The following is a 19,772-nucleotide window of genomic DNA, read 5'->3' on the forward strand; positions in this document are numbered from 1 at the left end:
ACCGAGAATCGAAAAGCGTCAGCCCGTGGCCGGAGGGCCTTGCCAGATTCCGCTGACGAGAGCGGCATAGAGCGCTTCGACATCGATGCCGAGCGGCCTGTCTTCCTTGAGCGTCGCCACATGCGAACGCACGGCCGCGTGGATCGCGCCGGTGGCCGGCGCGAGCGCCATGCCCTCGCGCAAGTCGATGGCCTGCGCCGCGGCCATCAGCTCGAAAGCGATCAGCCGCCGCCACAGCACGATCATCTCGGCGCATTTGGCGATGGCGAGCGGCGTCTGCGTGGCGTGATCCTCGACGCCCTCGGACACGGGCAGGAAATCGAGCATCACCGGATTGGCCTTGTGGCGGATCGCGGCCAGGATCGCCGTCACCGTCTTCTGCAACGGGACGAAGCCGGCAGAGGCACCGCCGACCGGCGAGAGGTACTTCGGCAGGCCGTGACGGGTCGAGCCGGTGAGCTGGACGAAGCGCGCGGCGGACGCGGCCGCGCATTGCGCGATCGCCAAGCCAAGCGTCTCGAAGGCGAGCGCCAGCGACGCGGTGTGGAAATTGCCGGTCGACATGACCAGTTCATCCTCCGCAAGCACCAGCGGATTGTCGGCGGCGGCGTTGAGCTCGATCTCGACAGCCAGCCTGGCATGGTCGATCGCCTGAATCAGCGCGCCGTGGATCGAGGGCATGCAGCGGATCGACAGCGGGTCCTGGATGGTGGTCGGCGCCGGCGCCTCATCGCGCGCCAGCAGGTCGCGCAGCGCCTTCGCCGCAAGCTGCTGGCAGGCGCCCGGGCGTGCCTGATGCTGGCGCGGATCGAGGATGGTGCGGTTGGCGCCGATGCCTTCCATCGTCAGCGCGCCGGCCTGCTGCTGCTGGTCGAGCGCCGACAGCGCATCGGTCAGCGCCAGCGCCGCGGTCCCGACGGAAACGGCCGACGCGTTGATCAGGGAAAGACCGTCCTTCGGCGAGAGGGTGACGGGTGCAAGCCGCGCCATCATCAGCGCCTTGGCGGCAGGCATGCGGCGGCCCTGATATTCGGCTTCGCCATCGCCGATCAGCACGCGGGCGACCGCCGTCATCAGCAGAAGATCGCCGGCGCCGATCGAACCCAGCGACGGCATCACCGGATGCACGCCGGCATTGAGCGCCTCGACCAGCGCGGTGAACACGCGCGGCGACAGGCCCGAGCCGCCGGAAGCGAGCATCGCAATGCGGGCGGACATTGCCGCCCGCACCACCGGCACCGGCAGGGCTTCGCCGACGGCGGCGCTACGGCCCTCGATCAACTGGCGCTGGAAGGCGCCGGCGTCGCCTTCGACAGCCGTGACGAGATTGGCGCCGAGCCCGGTGTTCAGCCCGTAAATCTGCTGGCCGCCGGCCGCGGCTGCATCGAGAACCTGGCGAGCCTTGTCGAGCTTTTCGAGGACGGCAGGCGTGATCTCGACCTTGCAGGCGTTGCGCGCGGCGGCAACCACATCGTCGATGCTGACGCCGGCGCCGGTGAGAACGAGCGGACTCATGCGAAGCGCAGCCTCTGGCCGATGCCGTTTTCGCCGGCCTTGGCGAGCATGGCCTTGCCGAGCGCGATGTCGGAGAGCGAGAGGCCGCGATGCCAGAACAGGATCGTCTCGCCATCGCTTTGCCGTCCGGGTTTGAGGCCGGCGGCGATCTGGCCGAGCTCGGCGTGCAGCGTCGCCTCGCTCAGCCGTCCCGTCTCGACATGGGCGCGCAGCGAGCCGAACTTGCCGCCCTTGCACTGGCCCCAGTCGTCGACGACGATTTTCTGCATGATATCGGTCAATGACAGCTCGACCGCGCTCATCGTGCCATAGGGCACGACCAGCGCGCCGCGCTTGATCCATTCGGTCTTGAGCAGCGGCTGCGGTTCCGGCAGCCGCGAGGCTTCGACGACGATGTCGGCGCCTTCGACACAGCTTTTCCAGTCAGCCACGGCCATGACCGGCTTGCCGAGGTCGGCCGCCAGCCTCGCGACGAAGCTATCGCGGCTTTCGGGCCGGCGTGAGTGGACGCGGATCTCGTCGAAGTCGAAGAGATGGTCGAGCAGGCGCACGTTCCAATAGGCGGTGCCGCGCGCGCCGATATGGCCGAGCACCTTGGACGACTTCTTCGCCAGATGCTTGGCGCCGATGGCGGTGACCGCGCCGGTGCGCATGTCGGTGATGACGGTGGCGTCGAGGATGGCGCGCGGTGCGCCGGTGCGCGGATCGAAAAGATTGAGGATGCCGAATTCCGACGGCAGGCCGTGCCTGTAGTTGTCGACAAAGTCGCCGACGATCTTCACGCCGGCGGCATCGAGCGGCGCCACATAGCCGCGCAGCACGTTGAAGTGGCCGTGGAAGGACGGGTCGGGCTCGAGATGGACGCGCGGCTCGATAACGGTCTGGCCGTTGCCCTGCGCGACGAGCCCGGCTTCGACGGCGCCGATGATCTCGGCGTCGGCCATGGCAAGCGCTTCAATGTCGAGAGCATTGAGGTAGTCGATATAAATCGGCTTCATGCGTTTTCCTCGGCCACCCCGAGCTCATCCATAACAGGCGAGACGGCGACACGGAAGTTTGTTGGATAAGCACCGGGCCGGGCCGGCGCCACGGCGAAGTGTGCATGGCCCTGCCGTCCAAAGCCGGCGCGGAGGTTTCGGGTCTGCGCGCGTCGCTTCGCTCCTTGCTCCTTCCTGGACGCGCAGCATGGCGAACTGGTGTCGATCATCGGGCTTGCGGGACAGACGAACCATCTGGTGACGGCTTTGCAGATACCGCTCGACCCGCAGTTCGAGGTGAAGTGAGGCGCAGGCTTCCCCTTCTCCCCTTGTGGGAGAAGGTGGCCGAGCGAAGCTCGGTCGGATGAGGGGTGTTCCAGGGAATGCCAACGTCTCACTCCGCTGGAGCACCCCTCATCCGTCTCGGCGCTGCGCGCCGAGAAGAAGCCGCGCTACACCGGCCGGTAAACCCTCTCGGCCGTGTTCCAGAAGATATCCGCCTCAGCGTTCGCGCCATGCTTCGCCACCGCTGCACGGTGCGCCTGGATCAGCTCGGCATGGCTGGTCCAGAGCTTCTCGATCGGGAAGTTCGAGCCGAACATCAGCCGGTCGCTGCCGAGGATCTCGATCGCGTTGTCGACAATATAGGCGATGAGCTCCGGGTCATTGCGGTGGACGAAGGTGCCAAGCCCCGACAGCTTGGCGTAGAAATTGGGTGCTGTCGAAAGCGTGCGCAGACCCGCCTTCCATGCTTCGGTGGTTTCCGGCTCCATGCCGGTCAGCATGCCGGCATGGGTGAGGATGAAATTCGTCTGAGGGTTCTCGCCGACCAGTGTCAGCCCGTCCTTCATCTGCGCGGGAAAGAGCTGCAGGTCGAAGGAGAGGTCGTAATCCTTCAAGCGCGCCACGTTCTTCCGCACTTTCGGATCGATCACCTGGTCGGCCGAAGCGGCGAAACGGAAGGCGGGCGTCTCATGCCAGTGGAGCTGCATGCGCACGCCGCGCAGCAGCGGATACTTTTTCAATCGGTCGATCTGCGGGCGGACATCGTCGACCGTCATGTCGGCATAACCCACGATGGCGTGCGGCCAGCCGGTTTCATTCGCGGTGTTCTGCAGGAAGGCGACTTCCTTCTCGAAATCCTCCTTGGCCCAGTTGGTCTGGACATAGACGGCCTTCTCGACGCCCGAGCCTTTCTGGTCCTCGAGAAACTCCGTGATCGGATAGTCGCGGCGGATCGGCTCGTAGGGGCCGAAGATGCGCGGCACCATCGGCCCGACCAGCCAGGGCTGGTCCTTCTGGCGCCAGATGTGGAAATGCGCGTCGATGGCTTTCTGCATTACGATATCCTTTTCCAGATAGAAGCGGCCGCAGGCGCAGGACGGGCGAGCGACAGGATGAAATCGGTCAGGCTCTTGATCGCCGAGCCGTCGACCAGATCGTCGAGCGCCGGCAGGATGGCGCGGAGCGCCGCAGTTTCCGGGCGGAAGCGTGGATCGCCGGCGAGCGGCGTCGCCAGCGACAGCCGGAAGGCGCGGGCGCTGAACCGCCGCATCGCGATCTCCAGCTCGGCATGGCTGCCGCGTTCCAGGCCATCGGACAGGATGACGACGCAGGCGCCGCGCGCGAAGGCGGAGAAGCGCGGCACCGACAGGAAGGCCAGCAATGTCGGCCCCATGCGCGTGCCGCCGTCCCAATCGTCGACAAGCGCCGCGGCGCGGGCCAGCGCCTGTCCGCGGTCGCTGACGCGCAACGCCGAGGTGACGCGGGTAAGGCGCGTACCGAAGGTGAAGACTTCGGCGCGGTCTGCGCCTTGCACCGCCGCATGCGCCAGCTTGAGGTAGTCGGCGGTGTGCTGCTTCATCGATCCGGAGACATCGATGAGCAGAAGCAGTTTTCGCGAAATTGTTTGCCGGCGGCGCAGCAGCGGCGAGGGTATGTCGCCGTCGGCGCTGACGATTTCGCTCAGCGAGCGCCGGAGGTCGAGTGTGCCGCGCGAACGCGTGCGCATGGTGCGGAAGGAACGGCGCGCGGGCAGGGCGGAGGCGAGCTTGCGGCGGAACTGGCCAAGACCGTCGGGATCGCGCTGGAAATCGCGGCTGCTCAGCTGCTCGAGCGCCGAGGAGAACTCGCCGCCTTTCTCCTGGCGAGCGATCTGGTTCTCTTCCTCGCGCGTGCCGCGATTGTCCTTGACGCGGGTTTCGTCGTCCTCCTCGCCTTCGATCGAAGGCTTGGCGTCGCCGTAGAAATAGGCACGGAAATGCGCCTCGAATTCGCCGCGGCGATCGGGCGAGGGCGCCAGCGTTGCAAGCGCCGCCTCGCGGATGTCGTTCATCGAGCGCGGCCCAAGCAGGGTGACCGCTTGCATGAAGCTGGTCACCTGTTCGGGTGCGATGGCGAAGGCGTGACGGCGCAGCAGGCGGGCGAAGCCGAGAAAAGGCGCGGCGGCACGAGGCAAGCTGTCCTCTCCCCGTTCACGGGGAGAGGATGCCGGCAGGCAGGTGAGGGGCGGCGCCATGTTCTGCCTAGCGTGGCGCTGCCCCTCATCCGCCCGTTCGGGGCACCTTCTCCCCGTGAACGGGGAGAAGGGATTGTTGAGGTCACGCATCACCCCAGCGCCTCCTCGACAATCCTCCCCAGCTCAGGCGCAATGGCAGTCAAATCCTCCTCGTCCTTGATCAGCACGCCGATGGCGCGGCGGAAGGCTTGCGGCCATGGGCTGCCGCCTTTTTCGAGGATGGTCGCGGCATTCGCCCATTCGACCGCTTCGGCGATGCCGGGCGGCTTGGCCAGGGGCCGCGCGCGGATCTCTTGCACCGCATTCGCCACCGCGCGCGCCGTCGCTTCGGCGATGTGGCTCGAGCGCAGCATGATGATCTCGGCCTCGCGCTGGGCGTCGGGATAGCCGATCCAGTGATAGACGCAGCGGCGGCGCAAAGCCTCGGCCAACTCGCGGGTGCGGTTGGAGGTGAGGATGACGAGCGGTTGCGTCGCGGCACGGATAGTGCCGCGCTCCGGAATGCTGATCTGGAAATCGGAGAGGAATTCGAGCAGCAGCGCCTCGAACTCGTGATCGGAGCGGTCGATCTCGTCGACCAGCAGCACACGCTCAACCGGTGCGCGCAACACCTGCAGCAGCGGCCGGGCGATGAGAAAACGGTCGTCATAGATGTCGATCTCATGCTCGCCTGCATGGCGGATGGCGAGCAGCTGGCGCTGGTAGTTCCACTCGTAGAGCGCATGCCCGGCATCGATGCCCTCATAGCATTGCAGCCGCACCAACTCGCGGCCAAGCAGTTCGGCCACCGCCTTGGCGGCCTCGGTCTTGCCGACGCCCGGCGCGCCTTCGAGCAGCAGCGGCTTGCCCAGGCGGATCGCCAGGAAGATCGCGGTGGCAAGGCTGTCGTCGGCCAGGTAGCGCGAAGCGGCAAGGCGCGCGGCTATCGCTTCCGGCGAAACCGCGACCGCAACGGCGTCGGCGCTGGTCATCTTCCCCTCAGCCCGCGGCCTGCGCCTTCAGCGCGCGCAGGATGCGCTCGGGCGTGATCGGCAAGGTATCGATGCGTACGCCGACGGCGTCGAAGACGGCATTGGCGACGGCCGGGATCTGCGGGTTGGCGCACATCTCGCCCGGACCCTTGGCGCCGAACGGGCCGTCGGCGGAAGGACGCTCCAGCACGATGATCTCGGTCTCGGCCAGATCGCCGGGACCGGGCATCAGATACTGGTTGAAGTCGGTACCGCCATGGTCGCGGTTCGGATAATAGGGCTCGGTCGTCTCGTAGAGTGCATGGCTGATGCCCATCCAGGAACCGCCGACCAACTGCTGCTCGACCATCTTCGGGTTGAGCGCGCGGCCGATCTCGAAGACGTTCTTCACGGTAAGCACCGTCACTTCACCGGTCTCGTCGTCGACCTCGACCTCGGCCACCGTGCAGGCATGGGCGTAGCAGGTGGAAGGCTTCATCGCGCCGGTCTCCTTCTCCGGATAGGAGCGCGGGATCAGGAACATGCCGCGGCCGGAGATCGAGCGGCCGCGCTTGAAATGCGCCGACAGCGCGACATCGAAGATCGAGATCGATTTCTGCGGCGCGCCCTTCACCTGGATGTTGCCCTGGCCGTCGGTCTCAAGGTCGGAGGCGTTCACCTCCAGCTCCTCGGCGGCCACTTCCAGCATCACCTGGCGGGCTTCCTTGGCCGCCTGGATGACCGCGTTGCCGGCGCGGTGCGTGCCGCGCGAGGCGAAGGTGCCCATGCAGTGCGGGCCGGTGTCGGTGTCGGCGGTGTCGATGACGACGCGGTCGGTCGGCACGCCGATCGTCTCGGCGCAGATCTGCGCCATGATCTGCTTCATGCCCTGGCCCAGATCGACGCTGGACAACGTGACCATGAAGTTACCGGTCGGGGTCGAATGCACCAGCGCCTGGGTCGGATCGCCGCCGAGGTTCATGCCAGTCGGATAGTTGATCGCGGCGACGCCGCGTCCACGCCGGATCGCCATCTCAGGCTCCCTTGCTGTAGGAGGACATCGCCATGTACTTTTCCGCCACCGGCCAGTTGGCCGCACGCGAGGCTTCCTGCATGCATTCGATCAGCGCGGCGCCCTCGGTCGGCTGGCGATGCGCCTTCATGTCGCCGTCGCGATAGGCGTTGATGAAGCGGAACTCGAGCGGGTCCATGCCGATCAGCCGCGCCAGCTTGTCCATCTGCACCTCCAGCGCGAAGTCGCCGATGGTGACGCCGAAGCCGCGCATGGCCGACGAAGGGGTGCGGTTGGTGTAGACGCAATAGGTGTCGATCCAGACATTCGGGATCGTATAGGGCCCGGGATAGTGTGCCGCGCCCTTCTGCGCGCCATAGGGCGAGTGGCGCGAATAGGCGCCGGCATCGGTGTAGCCGGTCACCTTGCGCGCGACGATGCGGCCGTCCTTCATGACGCCGTCCTTGATGACAACTTTCTCGGCGGCGCGCGGCGAGGAGATCTGCATCTCCTCCTCACGGCTGTAGATAAAACAGACCGGGCGTCCGGTTAGCTTGGCCGCGAGGATGGCGATCGGCTCGACGATGACGTCGACTTTGCCACCAAAACCGCCGCCGACGGTACCGCCGACGAAATGCAGCTTCGAGCCCGGCATCTGCAGGATGATCGAGGCGTTGTCGAGGGTGAAGAACATCGCCTGCGTGTTGGTGTAGCAGGTGAAGCGGTCATTGCCTTCCGGCGCCACCACGCAGCCCGTGGTTTCGGTCGGCGCGTGCTCGATCGGCGAGGACTGGTAGGACTGTTCGAGGATGTGGTCGGCCTGGGCAAAGCCTGCCTCGACATCGCCGAAGCGCACCTTGCGGCACTCGCCGCTGTCATAGAGATAGTAATTCTGGCCGTGATATTCGTTGACCAAAGGCGCGCCTGGCTTCAGTGCTTCCTCCATGTCGAAGACGGCGGGGAGCACCTCGTAGTCGACCTTCACCTTGGCGGCGGCTTCCTGCGCGGCACGCTCCGTCTCGGCTAGCACGGCCACCACGGCCTCACCCTTCCAGCGGACCTTGCCGTCGGCGAGCACGGTTTCATCTTCCGGCCCGATCTGGATCAGGATCAGGATGGTGTAGACATTGTGCGGCACGTCCTTGGCGGTCAGCACGCGCACCACACCCGGATGCTTCTCCGCTTCGGACGTGTCGATCGAGCGGATGCGGGCATGGTGGTGCGGGCTGCGCACCATCTTCAGATGCAGCATGCCCGGGAAGTTTCGGTCGGCGAAATAAGCGGTCTTGCCGGTGACGTGCCCCGGCGAGTCGAGCCGCGGGCGGCCCTGACCGATCTCATGCAGGCCATCCTTGCGGACATCGGCGAAATAATCCTTGCGCAACTCCATGGCTCGTTCCCTCAAGCGGCGTTCTGCGAGTTGGCGCGCGCCGCAAGCAGCACCGCCTGGATGATCGGCTCGTAGCCGGTGCAGCGGCAGATGTTGCCGGACAGCGCCTCGACCACATCCTCGCGGCTGGGGTTGGGCGTGCGGTCGAGAAGCACTTTTGCGGCCATGATCATGCCCGGCGTGCAGAACCCGCATTGCGTGGCGAAGGCATCGAGGAAGGCGCGCTGCAGCGGATGCAGCACGCCGCCTTCGGCGAGGCCGGCCGTCGTTTTGATGTCGACGCCGCCGCAGGTCTCAGCCAGCGTCAGGCAGGAGAGCCTGAGTTCGCCGTCGATGATGACCGAGCAGGCGCCGCAGGTGCCTTGGTGGCAGCCGCCCTTGGGCGAGGTGTCGCCGATCTTGTCGCGCAGCGCGTGGAGCAACGTCGTGCCGCTTTCGACGAATTCGGCTTTTTCAGAACCGTTGAGCGTGAATTGAACCGGGACCTTCGCCATTTTTCCTCCCTGCGCGCCTGCCCGGATCGGCCGGACAGACGCGCGTCCCCCACGGATATTAGTCAAGCAGCAGCCGGCCGAGATGGACCGGCAGGACCTCGGCGCGATACCAGGCGCTGGCGATCGGGTCGGTGATCGGCGCGATGCCTTCGCTCGCGGCGGCCAGGGCCGACGCGATCTCCCGCGGCGTGAGCTTGCAGCCGAGCAGCGCCTTTTCGGCCGCCAAAGCGCGCATTGGACGATCGGCCATGCAGCCCAGCGCGATGCGAGCCGAGGTCACCGCGCCGTCCGACGCGAGATCCAGAAGCGCGGCGATGCTCAGCACCGACACACCCTTGGGCTTGACCCGCGATACTTTCAGGAAGCGGAAGCTCTCGGCTTTGGGCAATGAAAAGCGGACACTGGTGACGATGACGCGGCTGGTGTCCCGATCGGCCAAAAAAGTCTCGACCGGCACTTCGCCGTCTTCGGTGACGACGGTCGCGTCCAGCGCCAGCAGCGCCACCGCGAAATCGCCGTAGGGGGCGGGGGCGAACAGATTGCCGCCCACCGTCGCCATGTTGCGGATCGCCGGCCCGCCAACGGCGCGCGCGGCCGGCGCGAGCGCGGCAAGCTCGGGATGGCGGGCAATCGCCGCCATGGTGACGGAAGCGCCGAGCCGGACCTTGCCGCCGGAAACCGCGATCTGCGAGAGGCCGGGATCGTTGACGCGGATCAGGCTGGAGACGGAAACGTCGCCTTCATTGGCCGCGCGCACCACCAGCGTGCCGCCGCCAAGATAACGCGTGCCGGCTGCCTGCAAGGCGGCGTTGGCGTCTTTCACGCTCGAAAAAGTCTGCAGCGCAAGCGACATGGCGCGCTCCCGTCAGCTCTGGCCGGCGAAATGGGCCTTCAGGGCGTTGAAACCGCCCTGGAAGACATTGGCGCCCATGCCCTCGGCCAGCTTATCGGCCTCTTCGGGCGCGGCGTCAAAACTTGCGCTCCATTCGGCATAGGTGCGGTTGCCGTCGGTGACGCGCCGCAACTGCAGCGTCGCCTTGTGATTGGTGAGCGGCTGCGGCGTCTCGAGGATCGAATAGCTGACTAGGAAGTTCTCATCCGAGAAATCGAGCAGCTTCTCGCGCAGCCTTGCGCCGCTGACCAATTGGAAGTTGCGCACGCAGCCGATCGTGGTGGCGTCCTTGCCGTCCTCGATATGGCTTTCCACCATGCGCGGATGCCAACTGGGCAAACCGTTGAAGTCGCGGATGCGCGCCCAGACCTGCTCGACCGGCGCGTCGATGACGCTGGAGACGGTGACTTTCGCCATAGACCGGTCCTCTTGCAAAGATCGGGAGCAGGCTAGAGCGGCCGACGGGCCCACGCTTATCAATGCGTCTTGAAGGCGTATCAACCAGTCGGAAAAACCGGCGCGTCGATATTCAGGTGATGCCGGCCTGCAAATGGCGGCTTCCTGCGCTTCCGGTGCTCACGCACTAAAGTACGCTCCGCTCCGGCCTTCGCCGGCCGTAGCCCTCATAAGTGTCTTTGCTCTATGAAGGCTACGGCCGGCGTAGGCCGGTTCTCGGAAGCCACCTTGTTTGGTCGCTTCGCGCCCGTCTTCGACTCCGGCTCGGCCTGACCTGAATCTCAACGCGCCTTACGCCGTCGCGCGCGCGGCTTCACGATAGAGCGTCGGCGGCACCCCGACATGGTCGCGGAAGAAGCGCGAGAAATTGCCCTGGGTGGTGAAACCGAGATTGCAGGCGACGGAGATCAGCGGCTCCTGCGACCACTGCAGTTGCCGCACGGCTTCCTCCATGCGCAGCGTGTTCCAGTAGACGTTCGGCGTCAGGTTGGTCTGTTCCTTGAAGAGCGCGAAAAAGTGCGGCCTAGACAGGCCAACCGAACGGGCGACGTCGTCGAAGGAGATGCGCTCGCAGACATTGGCCTTCATCAGCTGGATCGCCTTGCGGACGCGGAAATCGAGCATCGTGTTGATGCGCGCGCGGGCTATCTGTGGGGCGGATGTATCGGCCGCGTCGAGAACGCTGTCGATGAAACGCTCGGTCTCGTAATTGGCGACGTCGTCGATGCTTTCATTGTCGGTGAGGTGATCGAGCAGGTTCGCCGCCGCTTGGTGCAGCCAGGGCTCCAGCGTGATCGCGGCTTGCGTGAACAGCGGCGCGGAGGAGGGCAGGTCGCGGCGCCGGCGCGCCCAATCCGGGTCGATATAGAAGGCGAGGAACAGGCCGGGCTTGCCGTCGTGGGAAAGGGCGTGGCTGTGCGGCTGGAACGAATTGATGCCGGCCGCGGTGCCAGGCCCAAGTCGCACCGTTTCGCGGCCGATGGTCATTTCGCCTGCCGTGCCTTCCAGCCAGATGATGAGATGCGCTTCGCCATGGGCATGGGTGACGAAGTCGTTGGCGACATTGAGCACGGAAACATGTCCGAACCGGCCCCAGTAGAGCCTGATCGCGTCCGTCATGGGTATCGTTCCTCCCGCAGGCGACTGGCCTCCCTTCGCCTGCCGGGGGATTGTGCGGCTGGGGTGAGGCTGCGTCAAGGCAGGCAGGAATGGCGGACCTTGTGTTCAAAGCGCTGGGACGGATTTTCAGACTGGGCGATAGGCGCGTTCCCTTCTCCCCTTTGTGGGAGAAGGTGGATCGGCGCGCAGCGCCGAGACGGATGAGGGGTGTTCCAGCGGAGTGAGACGCTGGCTTTCCCCGGAGCCCCCCTCATCAGTCGCCTTCGGCGACACCTCCCACAAGGGGAGAAGGCGAGGCGGCGCGCTTCAGTCACTACGCCTGAAATTTCGGATGCGGTCGAACAGCACCGCCAGGATGATCGCGCCGCCGATGAAGGTGCCTTGCCAGAAGGCGTTGATGCCGAGCAGGCCGAGGCTGTTGCGGATCACCTCGATCAGGGCGGCGCCGACGATGGCGCCGAGCGCGGTGCCGACGCCGCCGGCCAGATTGGCGCCGCCGATGACGGTGGCGGCAATCACCTGGAGCTCCATGCCGTTGCCGAGATTGGTGGTGACGGCGCCCAGCCATCCGGTCTGGATGATGCCGGCAAGCCCTGCCGACAGCGCCGAGATCATATAGACGACGACCTTGATCTGCTTGACGGGAACACCGGTCAGCGTCGCCGCATGCTCATTGCCGCCGATGGCGAAGATGTGCCGGCCGAACTTGGTCCAGCGCAGGATGAAGCCGGTGATCGCCGCCAGGAGGATCATGTAGAGCACCGGATTGGCGATGCCGAAAAGCCAGGCACCGCCGCCCAGGGCCAGAAGCTTCTGGTGGTCCGGCCCGAACTGGAACACCACGGTGTTGTTCGAGGCGACCATGGCAAGGCTGCGCGCCACCGACAGCATGCCGAGCGTGACCACGAAAGGCGGGAAGCCGAGATAGGCGATGAGCAGGCCGTTGAAGGCGCCGATCGCAAGCGCGGTGGCGATCGAGGCCAGGATGCCCACCTCGATCGAATAGCCGGCATGCATGGTGACGGCGAGCACCATCGAGGAAAGGCAAAGCACCGAGCCGACCGAAAGGTCGATGCCGCCGGTGATGATGACGAAGGTCATGCCGAGCGCGACGATGGCGACGAAGGTGATGTTGCGCGTGATGTTGAAGATGTTCTTCGACGTGGCGAAGGAATCGGTGGCGACGGACAGGAACAGGCAGGCGAGGATGACCGCGATCACCACCCAGAAAGTCTGGTTGGCAAAGAGCCGCGACAGGAAGGTGTGCTGCTTCTGCGCGATCGTCTGGTCAAGTGTGACTGCCATTATCGACCTTTCCTGAGAGGCGGGGCGCGGGATTCCGCGCGACTACGCAACCTGTTCGATGGCGCCGGTGATCAGCCCGGTGACTTCCTCGGGCGAGCTCGAGGCGATTTTCTTGTCGGCCACCTTCCGGCCGCGCCGCATGACGATAACACGGTCGGCGACGTCGAACACGTCGGGCATGCGGTGGCTGATCAGCACCACGGCGATGCCCTGATCGCGCAGGTGACGGATGAGATTGAGCACTTCGGCGACCTGCCTGACCGAAATCGCCGCCGTCGGCTCATCCATCAGCACGATCTTGGCCTGCGACAGCATGGTGCGGGCAATCGCCACCGCCTGGCGCTGGCCGCCCGACATCTGCTTGACGAGGTCGCGCGGCCGCGTCTCGGATTTCAACTCGGCAAAGAGCTGGCCGGCGCGCTTGTACATCGCGCCGTAGTCGAGAATGCGCAGCGGACCGAAGCCGCGGCGCAGCTCGCGGCCGAGATAGACGTTGGCCGCGGCGGTCAGGTTGTTGCAGAGCGCGAGGTCCTGGTGGACGATCTCGATGCCATGCTGGCGCGCATCCGCGGGCTTGTGCAGGACAAGGTCCTTGCCGTCCAGCCGCATGGTGCCGTGGCTCGGGTGGAAATTGCCAGCGATCATCTTTACCAGCGTCGACTTGCCGGCGCCGTTATCGCCCATCAGGCCGACGACTTCGCCGGCTTCCAGCGAAAACGACACATCGTTGACCGCCTGGATGGCGCCGAAATGCTTCGAGATGTTGGCGAGTTCCAGAACCGACACCAGCCTTAAGCCTCCCCTTATTGGCGCAACTGGCCACCGAACCCGCCGGCGCCGCTTGCGTCCTTATCCCGTCCATCTCCTCCGGAACGGTGCATCCACGCATTTAGGCAAAAGCCGGACGGGGCGTCAATCAATTGTCTGACGATTAATTTCGAGACTCGACGAAAAATCGGTTTTGTAGGACAAATAGCAATTGACGCTGGCGAAAAGCCGATATTAGCTAAGCCTCGGAACAACACTTTGCCAATCGTCCGTCTATTCGGCGGAGGCAGGCAGATGGTTTGAGGATAAAGGATTCGGCTGCATCGGTATTCGGGCGGACGGATCGGCAAATGCTTATCAGCCCGGCGCGGGGCGCGAACATCATGAGATGCTCGTCGTGGTTCTTGTGTATCCGGGTTGATCAGTGTGGCGGGCACGCGGTGTCCGTCTGTTTCAAGGGAGGACTGATATGAGGAAAACACTTTTGCTTGCCGCCGTCGCCGCCATGGCGTTGGGCGCCGGGCCGGCTTTGGCCAAGAAACAGCTCGTCATCGTTGTCAAGGGTCTCGACAATCCGTTCTTCGAAGCCATCCATCAGGGCTGCGAGAAGTGGAACAAGGAAAACGCCAGCTCGGAATATGAATGCTTCTACACCGGCCCGGCATCGACTTCCGACGAGGCCGGCGAGGCGCAGATCGTGCAGGATATGCTGAGCAAGCCCGACACCGTGGCGATGGCGATCTCGCCGTCGAACGCGCCGCTGATCGCGCAGACGATCAAGAGCGCCAATCCGTCGATCCCGATCATGACGGTCGACGCCGACCTTGCCAAGGAAGACGCCGCCCTTCGCAAGACCTATCTCGGCACCGACAACTACCTGATGGGCAAGAAGATCGGCGAGTACATCAAGAAGGCCAAGCCGAATGGCGGCACGATCTGCACGATCGAGGGCAATCCGGCGGCCGACAACATCCTGCGCCGCGCGCAAGGCATGCGCGATGCGCTGACCGGGAAGGAAGGTCTTGCGGCACTTGCCGGCGAAGGCGGCTGGACCGAAGCTCCCGGCTGCCCGGTGTTCACCAATGACGACGGCGCCAAGGGCGTGCAGGCGATGACCGACATCCTCGCCGCCAACCCGAAGCTCGACGCCTTCGGCATCATGGGCGGCTGGCCGCTGTTCGGCGCCCCGCAGCCCTATCGCGACCTGTTCAAGCCGATGGCCGACAAGATCGCCAAGAACGAGTTCGTCATCGGCGCCGCCGACACGATCGGCGACGAGGTGGCGATCGCCAAGGAAGGACTTGTCACCGCGCTGGTCGGCCAGCGGCCGTTCGAAATGGGCTACAAGGCGCCTTCGGTGATGATCGAGCTCGTCGGCGGCAAGAAGGTCGACGATCCGGTCTTCACGGGCCTCGACGAATGCACCAAGGAAACGGCCGACACCTGCATCCAGAAGTAGGCGCAGGTTGCATCCATAACCAATGCAACAGGGGCGCCGCGAGGCGCCCCTAACTTTTGTGCTCTTGATGAAGGGCGCTTTCGTCTCAGATCTTCTGCTTCACGCCGTCCTTCGAAGGCATCAGGTCGACGCCGTTGAGCTTGCCGATATGCGTGGCGAGCATCGGCACATACTGTTCCGTGGGACCGGTGGCGAAGGCTGTCGCAAAGGAATTCTTGGTCGCGTTGCCCAGAGGGTTGGCGATGCCGGCCGCGCCCGCCATCGATTCCAGATAGGTCAGGTCCTTGAAGGCATTGGCGATGGTGAACTTGTGCGCGTCGCGGTCGCCCTCCAGCGTCCAGCGCATGAAGGTCTGGTAGAAGCCGCAATCCATGCGGCCGTTGCGAATGACGCTGTCGAAGCGCGGCGGCGAGATGCCGACCTTCTCGGCCAGCGCCAGCGCCTCGGAATAGATCGCGGCGTAGCCCAGCGAGATGAAGTTGTTGAGCAGCTTCATGCGGTGGCCGTCGCCGGTATCGCCGATATGGACGATACGGCCGGCCCAGGTCTCGAGCACCGGCTTCAGCCTGGCGAACACGGCGTCCGGCGCGCCGACCATGGCGTCGAGCGTGCCTTCCCAGGCCTCCTTCGGCGTGCGGCTGAGCGGCGCATCGACATAGTCGACGCCGAGCGCCTTGAGCTCGGCGGCCAGCGCCACGGTCGAGACCGGATCGGAGGTCGAGCAATCGACGACGACCGAGCCTTGCTTCAGGCCCTCCTTCAACCCGCCGGGGCCGCGGATGATCGCCTCCACCTCGCGCGAGCCGGTGACGCAGATGAAGACGATGTCGGAGGCCGCGGCCACGTCCTTGGACGTGGCAACCTCCGTGGCGCCGCGTCCGGCCAAGTCTTCCGCCGGCTTGCGGTTCTTGCGACCGAGGAAAGTCAGCGGATAGCCCTTGTCGACGATGTTCTTGGCGATGCCGTGCCCCATCAGGCCAAGGCCGATGAAACCGATGTTCTCGCGGGCAGCGGTGGTGCTCATGTCGTCTCTTCCCTGTCTTTCATGGTGATGGGCGGCCCGCGCGGCGGGCGATCGTCGAGAAGGTTTCCGCGGATCGCGGGTGGCGGGCGATCACAGAATGCCATATTGTCTGACAATACACATAATTACCCAGCATTGTGGAGAGCAAAATGACGAAGCGGATCATGTTCACCGGCGGCAGCGGCAAGGCTGGCCGGCATGTCGTGGAATATCTGGTCGAACATGGCTGCCAGGTGCTCAACATCGACACCAAGCCGCTCGACAATCCGAAGGTGCGCACTTTGATTGCCGACATCACCGACAGCGGCCAGGTTTTCAACGCGCTGTCGAGCTATATGGGCCTGCACGAGTTCGACCCGTCGCTGAGGGCGCAGCCGGTCGACGCCGTGGTGCATTTCGCGGCGATCCCGCGCATCATGATCACGCCGGACAACGAGGTGTTCCGCATCAACGCGATGGGCACCTACAATGTCATCGAGGCGGCGGTGAAGCTCGGCATCCGCAAGGTTATCATCGCTTCCAGCGAGACGACCTACGGTCTTGTCTTCGCCAACGAGCCGCGCAATCCGACGCATTTCCCGCTCGACGAGGATTATGACGTCGACCCGATGGACTCCTATGCGCTGTCGAAGATCGTCAACGAGAAGACCGCGCGGGCTTTCGCGTTGCGCAGCGGCTTCGACATCTATGCGCTGCGCATCGGCAATGTCATCGAGCCGCATGAATATTCGCTGTTCCCGAAATGGTTCGCCGATCCGGGTTTCCGCAAGCGCATCGCCTGGAGCTATATCGATGCGCGCGATCTCGGCCAGATCACCTTGCGCGCCATCGAGAAGGACGGCCTGGGCTATCAGGTGTTCAACGCGGCCAACGACGACACCTCGTCGGACCTGCCGACGGCGGAGCTGTTGAAGCGCTTTTATCCGGGCGTGCCGGTCAAGGCCGAGCTCGGCGAATATGAGACGCTGCTTTCGAACCGCAAGGCGCGCGATGTGCTTGGCTTCCGGCCGCAGCATAGCTGGCGCAAATACGTCAAGACGGCCTGAGGCGGCGGCAAATGCCGGTTGATCTGTGCACATCCTTGCGCATTGCGGCAAAGCGGGCTTGCCGTGCTTGACAGCTTCTGAAAACGGGATTTTGTGGAACCATGCGGGACGCTAAGCCGAACAACGAAAAGAGGCCGACAAAAATGGCAGCGGCGGAACGTCCGTCCGGCGTTCGCCGGGCCAACGCGTCACGCATCCCGGGCGCCAGCGTGCATGCTTCGCTTGCGAGCGAAATCGGCCTTCGGATCGTGCGCGGCGACTATCCGCCGGGCACTATCCTGCCCAATGAAGCCAAATGGTCGGAGACCTTCGACGTCAGCCGCTCGGCGGTGCGCGAGGCGATCAAGATGCTGATGGCAAAGAGCCTTCTGGCCTCGCGACCGAAGATCGGCAGCTGGGTCGAACCGAAGGAACGCTGGAACCTTCTCGACCGCGACGTGCTCGCCTGGTACGCGACCTCGCCGGACCGCGAGGTGTTCCTCAAGACCGTGCAGGAGTTCCGCCACATCATCGAGCCGGAGGCGACGGCCTTCGCGGCGATCCGGCGCACCGGCGAGCAGATGGCCGAGATCAGCCAGGCCTGTCGCGAGATGGGCGAGGCGACCAACCTGCAGGAGCGCACGCGGGCCGACACGCGCTTCCACCTTGCCATCCTCAGGGCTTCCGGCAACGACCTGCTGGTGCCGCTGGGCGTCTTGATCGAATCCGCCTTCGACCATCTCTTCACCTATACGACGCGCGAGCTCGACAATCTGCAGCACGCCCAGAAGCTGCATGAGGCGATCGAACGCAGTATCCGCCTGCAAAGGCCGGACGCGGCGCGCAATGCGGTGCGCAAGCTGCTGGCCAATACCGACGAAGTCATTCAATCGCGTTAGGGGTCTTGTACTGGACCAGTTCGCCAGTACAGAAACTTTAACCGCTGCCCGTGCGTGCGTTGGCAGATCCCATGCCTTGGCGATTGGCCAAGACGCCTATCGCGGTCGTCATCCACGGGCGGAGCAAGGAGCGAAGCGACGCGCGCAGACCCGAGGATCCATGCCGTGACTTGGAAGCGCCGTGGCGGTTCAGAATTCTGCACCGTTGCACACTTCGGTTGATGTAACGGCATGGATTCTAGGGTCTACGCTCCGCTTCGCGTAGCTCCGCCCTAGAATGACGAGGTTGGGGTCTTCAGCTCATCGCCAGCGTTTGCGCTGGCTACCCCAAACGGACGTTGATAGCCTTGCCCGACAAGCCTGCATCCAAATCCCTGTGTTGAGGAACTGGTGCTGGCCAGCTCTCAGCAACCCTCAATCCTGCTTCTCGCGACCGAAGGCGACACGCAGCTCGTCCTTCGCTTTTTCCAGCACCTTCTTGCGCTCGTCGGGCAGATTCTTGCCGGCACGGTTGATGTAGAAATTCAACATCGACATGGCGGATTGGAACGGCTCTGCCTTGCGGCGGTGGCTGTGCTCGGCCGAGCGCTTGAGCGATGCGGCGATCTTCTTCGCGTCATCGGATTCGAAGACGTGCTCCTCGAGATCGAGGGCGTCGCTGTGCTCGGTCACGTCGGCCGACCATTTCTTTTTGGCGGTCATGACAAACTCCTTCCTTCAAAGAAACCCCATGAGGTGAGGCGGGTTCCCGGTTCTGGAGCCACGGAATTGCCGGTCGTGGCGCTGCTCGGCCCGGAAAATGGGCCGATAGTGCGCTCAAACACCCGATCTCGAAGAAATCGTGGACAGGAAACGCCGTGACGACAATTCCAGGAAACGCGGCAAACAACGCGGGCATAGACAGCTTCTACGCGTGGACGCGGCTCGGCATCTCCTTGCTGCTGGCGACAATCGGCGGCGTCGGCATGTGGGCCGTAGTCGTGGTCCTGCCCGCCGTGCAGGCCGAGTTCGGCGTCGATCGTGCCGCCGCCTCGATGCCTTACACCGCTACCATGGTCGGCTTCGCCGCCGGCAATGTACTGGTCGGCCGCGCCATCGACCGTGTCGGTTACTGGATCCCGGCGCTGGTTTCCTCGATGGCCCTGGTTGCCGGCTTCGCGCTGGCGTCGCTCTCCACTTCGATCGTGCAATTCACGCTCGCCCAAGGCTTGCTCATCGGGGTGGGGACATCGGCGATTTTCGGACCGCTGATCGCCGATATCTCGCACTGGTTCAACCGCCGGCGCGGCGTTGCCGTGGCCACGGCCGCGGCCGGCAGCTATCTCGCCGGAACGGTCTGGCCAGCAATCATACCGCCGCTGATGAAGGCGGAGGGTTGGCGCTTCACCTATGTGGCTATCGGCATCGCTTGCCTGGTGACTATGGCGCCGCTGGTCATAATGCTGCGACGTCGCGCCCCGGTGGTCGTCGCAGGCTCGCCAGGCGCACGCCCGGTCCAGCCGATTTCATTGTCGCCGGCCGCCCTTCAGGCGCTGCTCGTCATAGCCGGTCTTGGCTGTTGCGTGGCGATGTCGATGCCGCAGGTGCATATCGTCGCCTATTGCATGGACCTCGGCTATGGCGTCGCTCACGGCGCCGATATGCTGTCGATCATGATGGCCGCCGGCGTCGTCAGCCGCCTTGTTTCCGGCTTCGTCGCCGACCGTATCGGCGGGGTGAAGACCTTGCTGATCGGTTCGGTACTGCAGTGCCTGTCGCTGTTCTTCTACATTCCCTTCGACGGTCTTGCCTCGCTCTATGTCGTCTCGCTGGTGTTCGGCCTGTCGCAAGGCGGCATCGTGCCCTGCTATGCGATCATCGTGCGCGAATACATGCCTGCCAGGGAGGCCGGCCAGCGCGTTGGCATCGTCATCATGGCGACCATTTTCGGCATGGCCATCGGCGGCTGGATGTCGGGCTGGATCTACGA

General features: G+C 64.6%; 18 protein-coding genes and 2 pseudogenes. 5 read left to right on the forward strand and 15 right to left on the reverse strand.

Translation table 11 applies throughout. The annotated features are described in order from the left end of the window. Window positions 1–18 precede the first annotated feature (18 nt). Window positions 19–1,515, reverse strand: a complete 1,497-nt coding sequence (gene hutH, locus FJ980_RS16265; RefSeq protein ID WP_140544400.1) for a histidine ammonia-lyase — start codon at window positions 1,513–1,515, stop codon at window positions 19–21. After that, entirely contained in the window at window positions 1,512–2,513 is a 1,002-nt protein-coding gene (locus FJ980_RS16270; RefSeq protein ID WP_140544402.1) for an ornithine cyclodeaminase family protein, read from the reverse strand. Before FJ980_RS16270 ends, hutH begins: the two co-directional genes overlap by 4 nt. Window positions 2,514–2,690: 177 nt before the next feature. Between FJ980_RS16270 and FJ980_RS35385 the strand changes: the two are divergent. Further along, window positions 2,691–2,798, forward strand: a pseudogene (locus FJ980_RS35385) (carboxymuconolactone decarboxylase family protein); the annotation flags it as partial. A 146-nt stretch (window positions 2,799–2,944) separates the two neighbouring features. Here FJ980_RS35385 and FJ980_RS16280 read toward each other — a convergent pair. From FJ980_RS16280 to FJ980_RS16330, 11 genes are all read right to left on the reverse strand, one after another. After that, window positions 2,945–3,832 carry an amidohydrolase gene (locus FJ980_RS16280; protein WP_140544404.1) on the reverse strand — a complete coding sequence of 296 codons (888 nt, stop codon included), beginning with the start codon at window positions 3,830–3,832 and terminating at the stop codon, window positions 2,945–2,947. Continuing rightward, window positions 3,832–4,950: a VWA domain-containing protein gene (locus FJ980_RS16285; protein WP_246676434.1), complete on the reverse strand. Its 1,119-nt coding sequence runs from the start codon at window positions 4,948–4,950 to the stop codon at window positions 3,832–3,834. Before FJ980_RS16285 ends, FJ980_RS16280 begins: the two co-directional genes overlap by 1 nt. Before the next feature lie 149 nt (window positions 4,951–5,099). Further along, window positions 5,100–5,981 (reverse strand): MoxR family ATPase, encoded by an 882-nt coding sequence (locus tag FJ980_RS16290; RefSeq protein WP_140544406.1) that lies wholly within the window; start codon window positions 5,979–5,981, stop codon window positions 5,100–5,102. Window positions 5,982–5,988: 7 nt separating this feature from the next. Beyond that, complete coding sequence (locus FJ980_RS35845; protein ID WP_140544408.1) at window positions 5,989–6,993, reverse strand: molybdopterin cofactor-binding domain-containing protein; 1,005 nt, start codon at window positions 6,991–6,993, stop codon at window positions 5,989–5,991. 1 nt (window position 6,994) lies between these two features. Next, window positions 6,995–8,362: a xanthine dehydrogenase family protein molybdopterin-binding subunit gene (locus FJ980_RS35850; protein ID WP_140544410.1), complete on the reverse strand. Its 1,368-nt coding sequence runs from the start codon at window positions 8,360–8,362 to the stop codon at window positions 6,995–6,997. An 11-nt stretch (window positions 8,363–8,373) separates the two neighbouring features. After that, window positions 8,374–8,856 carry a (2Fe-2S)-binding protein gene (locus FJ980_RS16305; protein WP_140544412.1) on the reverse strand — a complete coding sequence of 161 codons (483 nt, stop codon included), beginning with the start codon at window positions 8,854–8,856 and terminating at the stop codon, window positions 8,374–8,376. Window positions 8,857–8,914: 58 nt separating this feature from the next. Next, on the reverse strand, window positions 8,915–9,709 hold the full coding sequence (locus tag FJ980_RS16310) for an FAD binding domain-containing protein (RefSeq protein ID WP_140544414.1): 795 nt from the start codon (window positions 9,707–9,709) through the stop codon (window positions 8,915–8,917). A 12-nt stretch (window positions 9,710–9,721) separates the two neighbouring features. Next, entirely contained in the window at window positions 9,722–10,165 is a 444-nt protein-coding gene (locus FJ980_RS16315) for an SRPBCC family protein (RefSeq protein WP_140544416.1), read from the reverse strand. A 330-nt stretch (window positions 10,166–10,495) separates the two neighbouring features. Next, window positions 10,496–11,323, reverse strand: coding sequence for an AraC family transcriptional regulator (locus FJ980_RS16320; RefSeq protein ID WP_140544418.1), 828 nt, complete (start codon window positions 11,321–11,323; stop codon window positions 10,496–10,498). Between the two features lie 306 nt (window positions 11,324–11,629). Next, a complete protein-coding gene (locus FJ980_RS16325) occupies window positions 11,630–12,628 on the reverse strand; it encodes an ABC transporter permease (RefSeq protein WP_140544420.1) in 999 nt (332 codons plus the stop codon). 42 nt (window positions 12,629–12,670) lie between these two features. Further along, window positions 12,671–13,414: an ATP-binding cassette domain-containing protein gene (locus FJ980_RS16330; RefSeq protein WP_140544422.1), complete on the reverse strand. Its 744-nt coding sequence runs from the start codon at window positions 13,412–13,414 to the stop codon at window positions 12,671–12,673. Between the two features lie 451 nt (window positions 13,415–13,865). Here FJ980_RS16330 and FJ980_RS16335 point away from each other — a divergent pair, with 451 nt between their 5' ends. Next, entirely contained in the window at window positions 13,866–14,855 is a 990-nt protein-coding gene (locus FJ980_RS16335) for a sugar-binding protein (protein WP_140544424.1), read from the forward strand. 85 nt (window positions 14,856–14,940) lie between these two features. Here FJ980_RS16335 and FJ980_RS16340 read toward each other — a convergent pair. Beyond that, window positions 14,941–15,903, reverse strand: a pseudogene (locus FJ980_RS16340) (NAD(P)-dependent oxidoreductase); the annotation flags it as partial. Window positions 15,904–16,028: 125 nt separating this feature from the next. Between FJ980_RS16340 and FJ980_RS16345 the strand changes: the two are divergent. Both FJ980_RS16345 and FJ980_RS16350 read left to right on the forward strand, forming a co-directional pair. Continuing rightward, window positions 16,029–16,925, forward strand: coding sequence for an NAD(P)-dependent oxidoreductase (locus FJ980_RS16345; RefSeq protein WP_140544428.1), 897 nt, complete (start codon window positions 16,029–16,031; stop codon window positions 16,923–16,925). 101 nt (window positions 16,926–17,026) lie between these two features. Then, window positions 17,027–17,803: a FadR/GntR family transcriptional regulator gene (locus FJ980_RS16350; RefSeq protein WP_140544430.1), complete on the forward strand. Its 777-nt coding sequence runs from the start codon at window positions 17,027–17,029 to the stop codon at window positions 17,801–17,803. Window positions 17,804–18,217: 414 nt separating this feature from the next. On the opposite strand, the gene FJ980_RS16355 is transcribed toward FJ980_RS16350, so the two are convergent. Then, a complete protein-coding gene (locus FJ980_RS16355) occupies window positions 18,218–18,505 on the reverse strand; it encodes a DUF3175 domain-containing protein (protein ID WP_140544432.1) in 288 nt (95 codons plus the stop codon). A gap of 155 nt (window positions 18,506–18,660) precedes the next feature. On the opposite strand from FJ980_RS16355, the gene FJ980_RS16360 reads away from it, so the two are divergent. Beyond that, window positions 18,661–19,772: MFS transporter (locus FJ980_RS16360; protein WP_181181225.1), on the forward strand; the 1,112-nt coding region annotated here is incomplete at its 3' end.

The sequence above is a fragment of the Mesorhizobium sp. B1-1-5 genome (assembly GCF_006443065.1).
Classification (GTDB): Bacteria; Pseudomonadota; Alphaproteobacteria; order Rhizobiales; family Rhizobiaceae; genus Mesorhizobium.

Coding starts and splice junctions, on each gene's coding strand:
- hutH (WP_140544400.1), bottom strand. CDS start 1,515: ATGAGTCCGCTCGTTCTCACCGGCGCCGGCGTCAGCATCGACGATGTG.
- FJ980_RS16270 (WP_140544402.1), bottom strand. CDS start 2,513: ATGAAGCCGATTTATATCGACTACCTCAATGCTCTCGACATTGAAGCG.
- FJ980_RS16280 (WP_140544404.1), bottom strand. CDS start 3,832: ATGCAGAAAGCCATCGACGCGCATTTCCACATCTGGCGCCAGAAGGAC.
- FJ980_RS16290 (WP_140544406.1), bottom strand. CDS start 5,981: ATGACCAGCGCCGACGCCGTTGCGGTCGCGGTTTCGCCGGAAGCGATA.
- FJ980_RS35845 (WP_140544408.1), bottom strand. CDS start 6,993: ATGGCGATCCGGCGTGGACGCGGCGTCGCCGCGATCAACTATCCGACT.
- FJ980_RS35850 (WP_140544410.1), bottom strand. CDS start 8,362: ATGGAGTTGCGCAAGGATTATTTCGCCGATGTCCGCAAGGATGGCCTG.
- FJ980_RS16305 (WP_140544412.1), bottom strand. CDS start 8,856: ATGGCGAAGGTCCCGGTTCAATTCACGCTCAACGGTTCTGAAAAAGCC.
- FJ980_RS16310 (WP_140544414.1), bottom strand. CDS start 9,709: ATGTCGCTTGCGCTGCAGACTTTTTCGAGCGTGAAAGACGCCAACGCC.
- FJ980_RS16315 (WP_140544416.1), bottom strand. CDS start 10,165: ATGGCGAAAGTCACCGTCTCCAGCGTCATCGACGCGCCGGTCGAGCAG.
- FJ980_RS16320 (WP_140544418.1), bottom strand. CDS start 11,323: ATGACGGACGCGATCAGGCTCTACTGGGGCCGGTTCGGACATGTTTCC.
- FJ980_RS16325 (WP_140544420.1), bottom strand. CDS start 12,628: ATGGCAGTCACACTTGACCAGACGATCGCGCAGAAGCAGCACACCTTC.
- FJ980_RS16335 (WP_140544424.1), top strand. CDS start 13,866: ATGAGGAAAACACTTTTGCTTGCCGCCGTCGCCGCCATGGCGTTGGGC.
- FJ980_RS16345 (WP_140544428.1), top strand. CDS start 16,029: ATGACGAAGCGGATCATGTTCACCGGCGGCAGCGGCAAGGCTGGCCGG.
- FJ980_RS16350 (WP_140544430.1), top strand. CDS start 17,027: ATGCGGGACGCTAAGCCGAACAACGAAAAGAGGCCGACAAAAATGGCA.
- FJ980_RS16355 (WP_140544432.1), bottom strand. CDS start 18,505: ATGACCGCCAAAAAGAAATGGTCGGCCGACGTGACCGAGCACAGCGAC.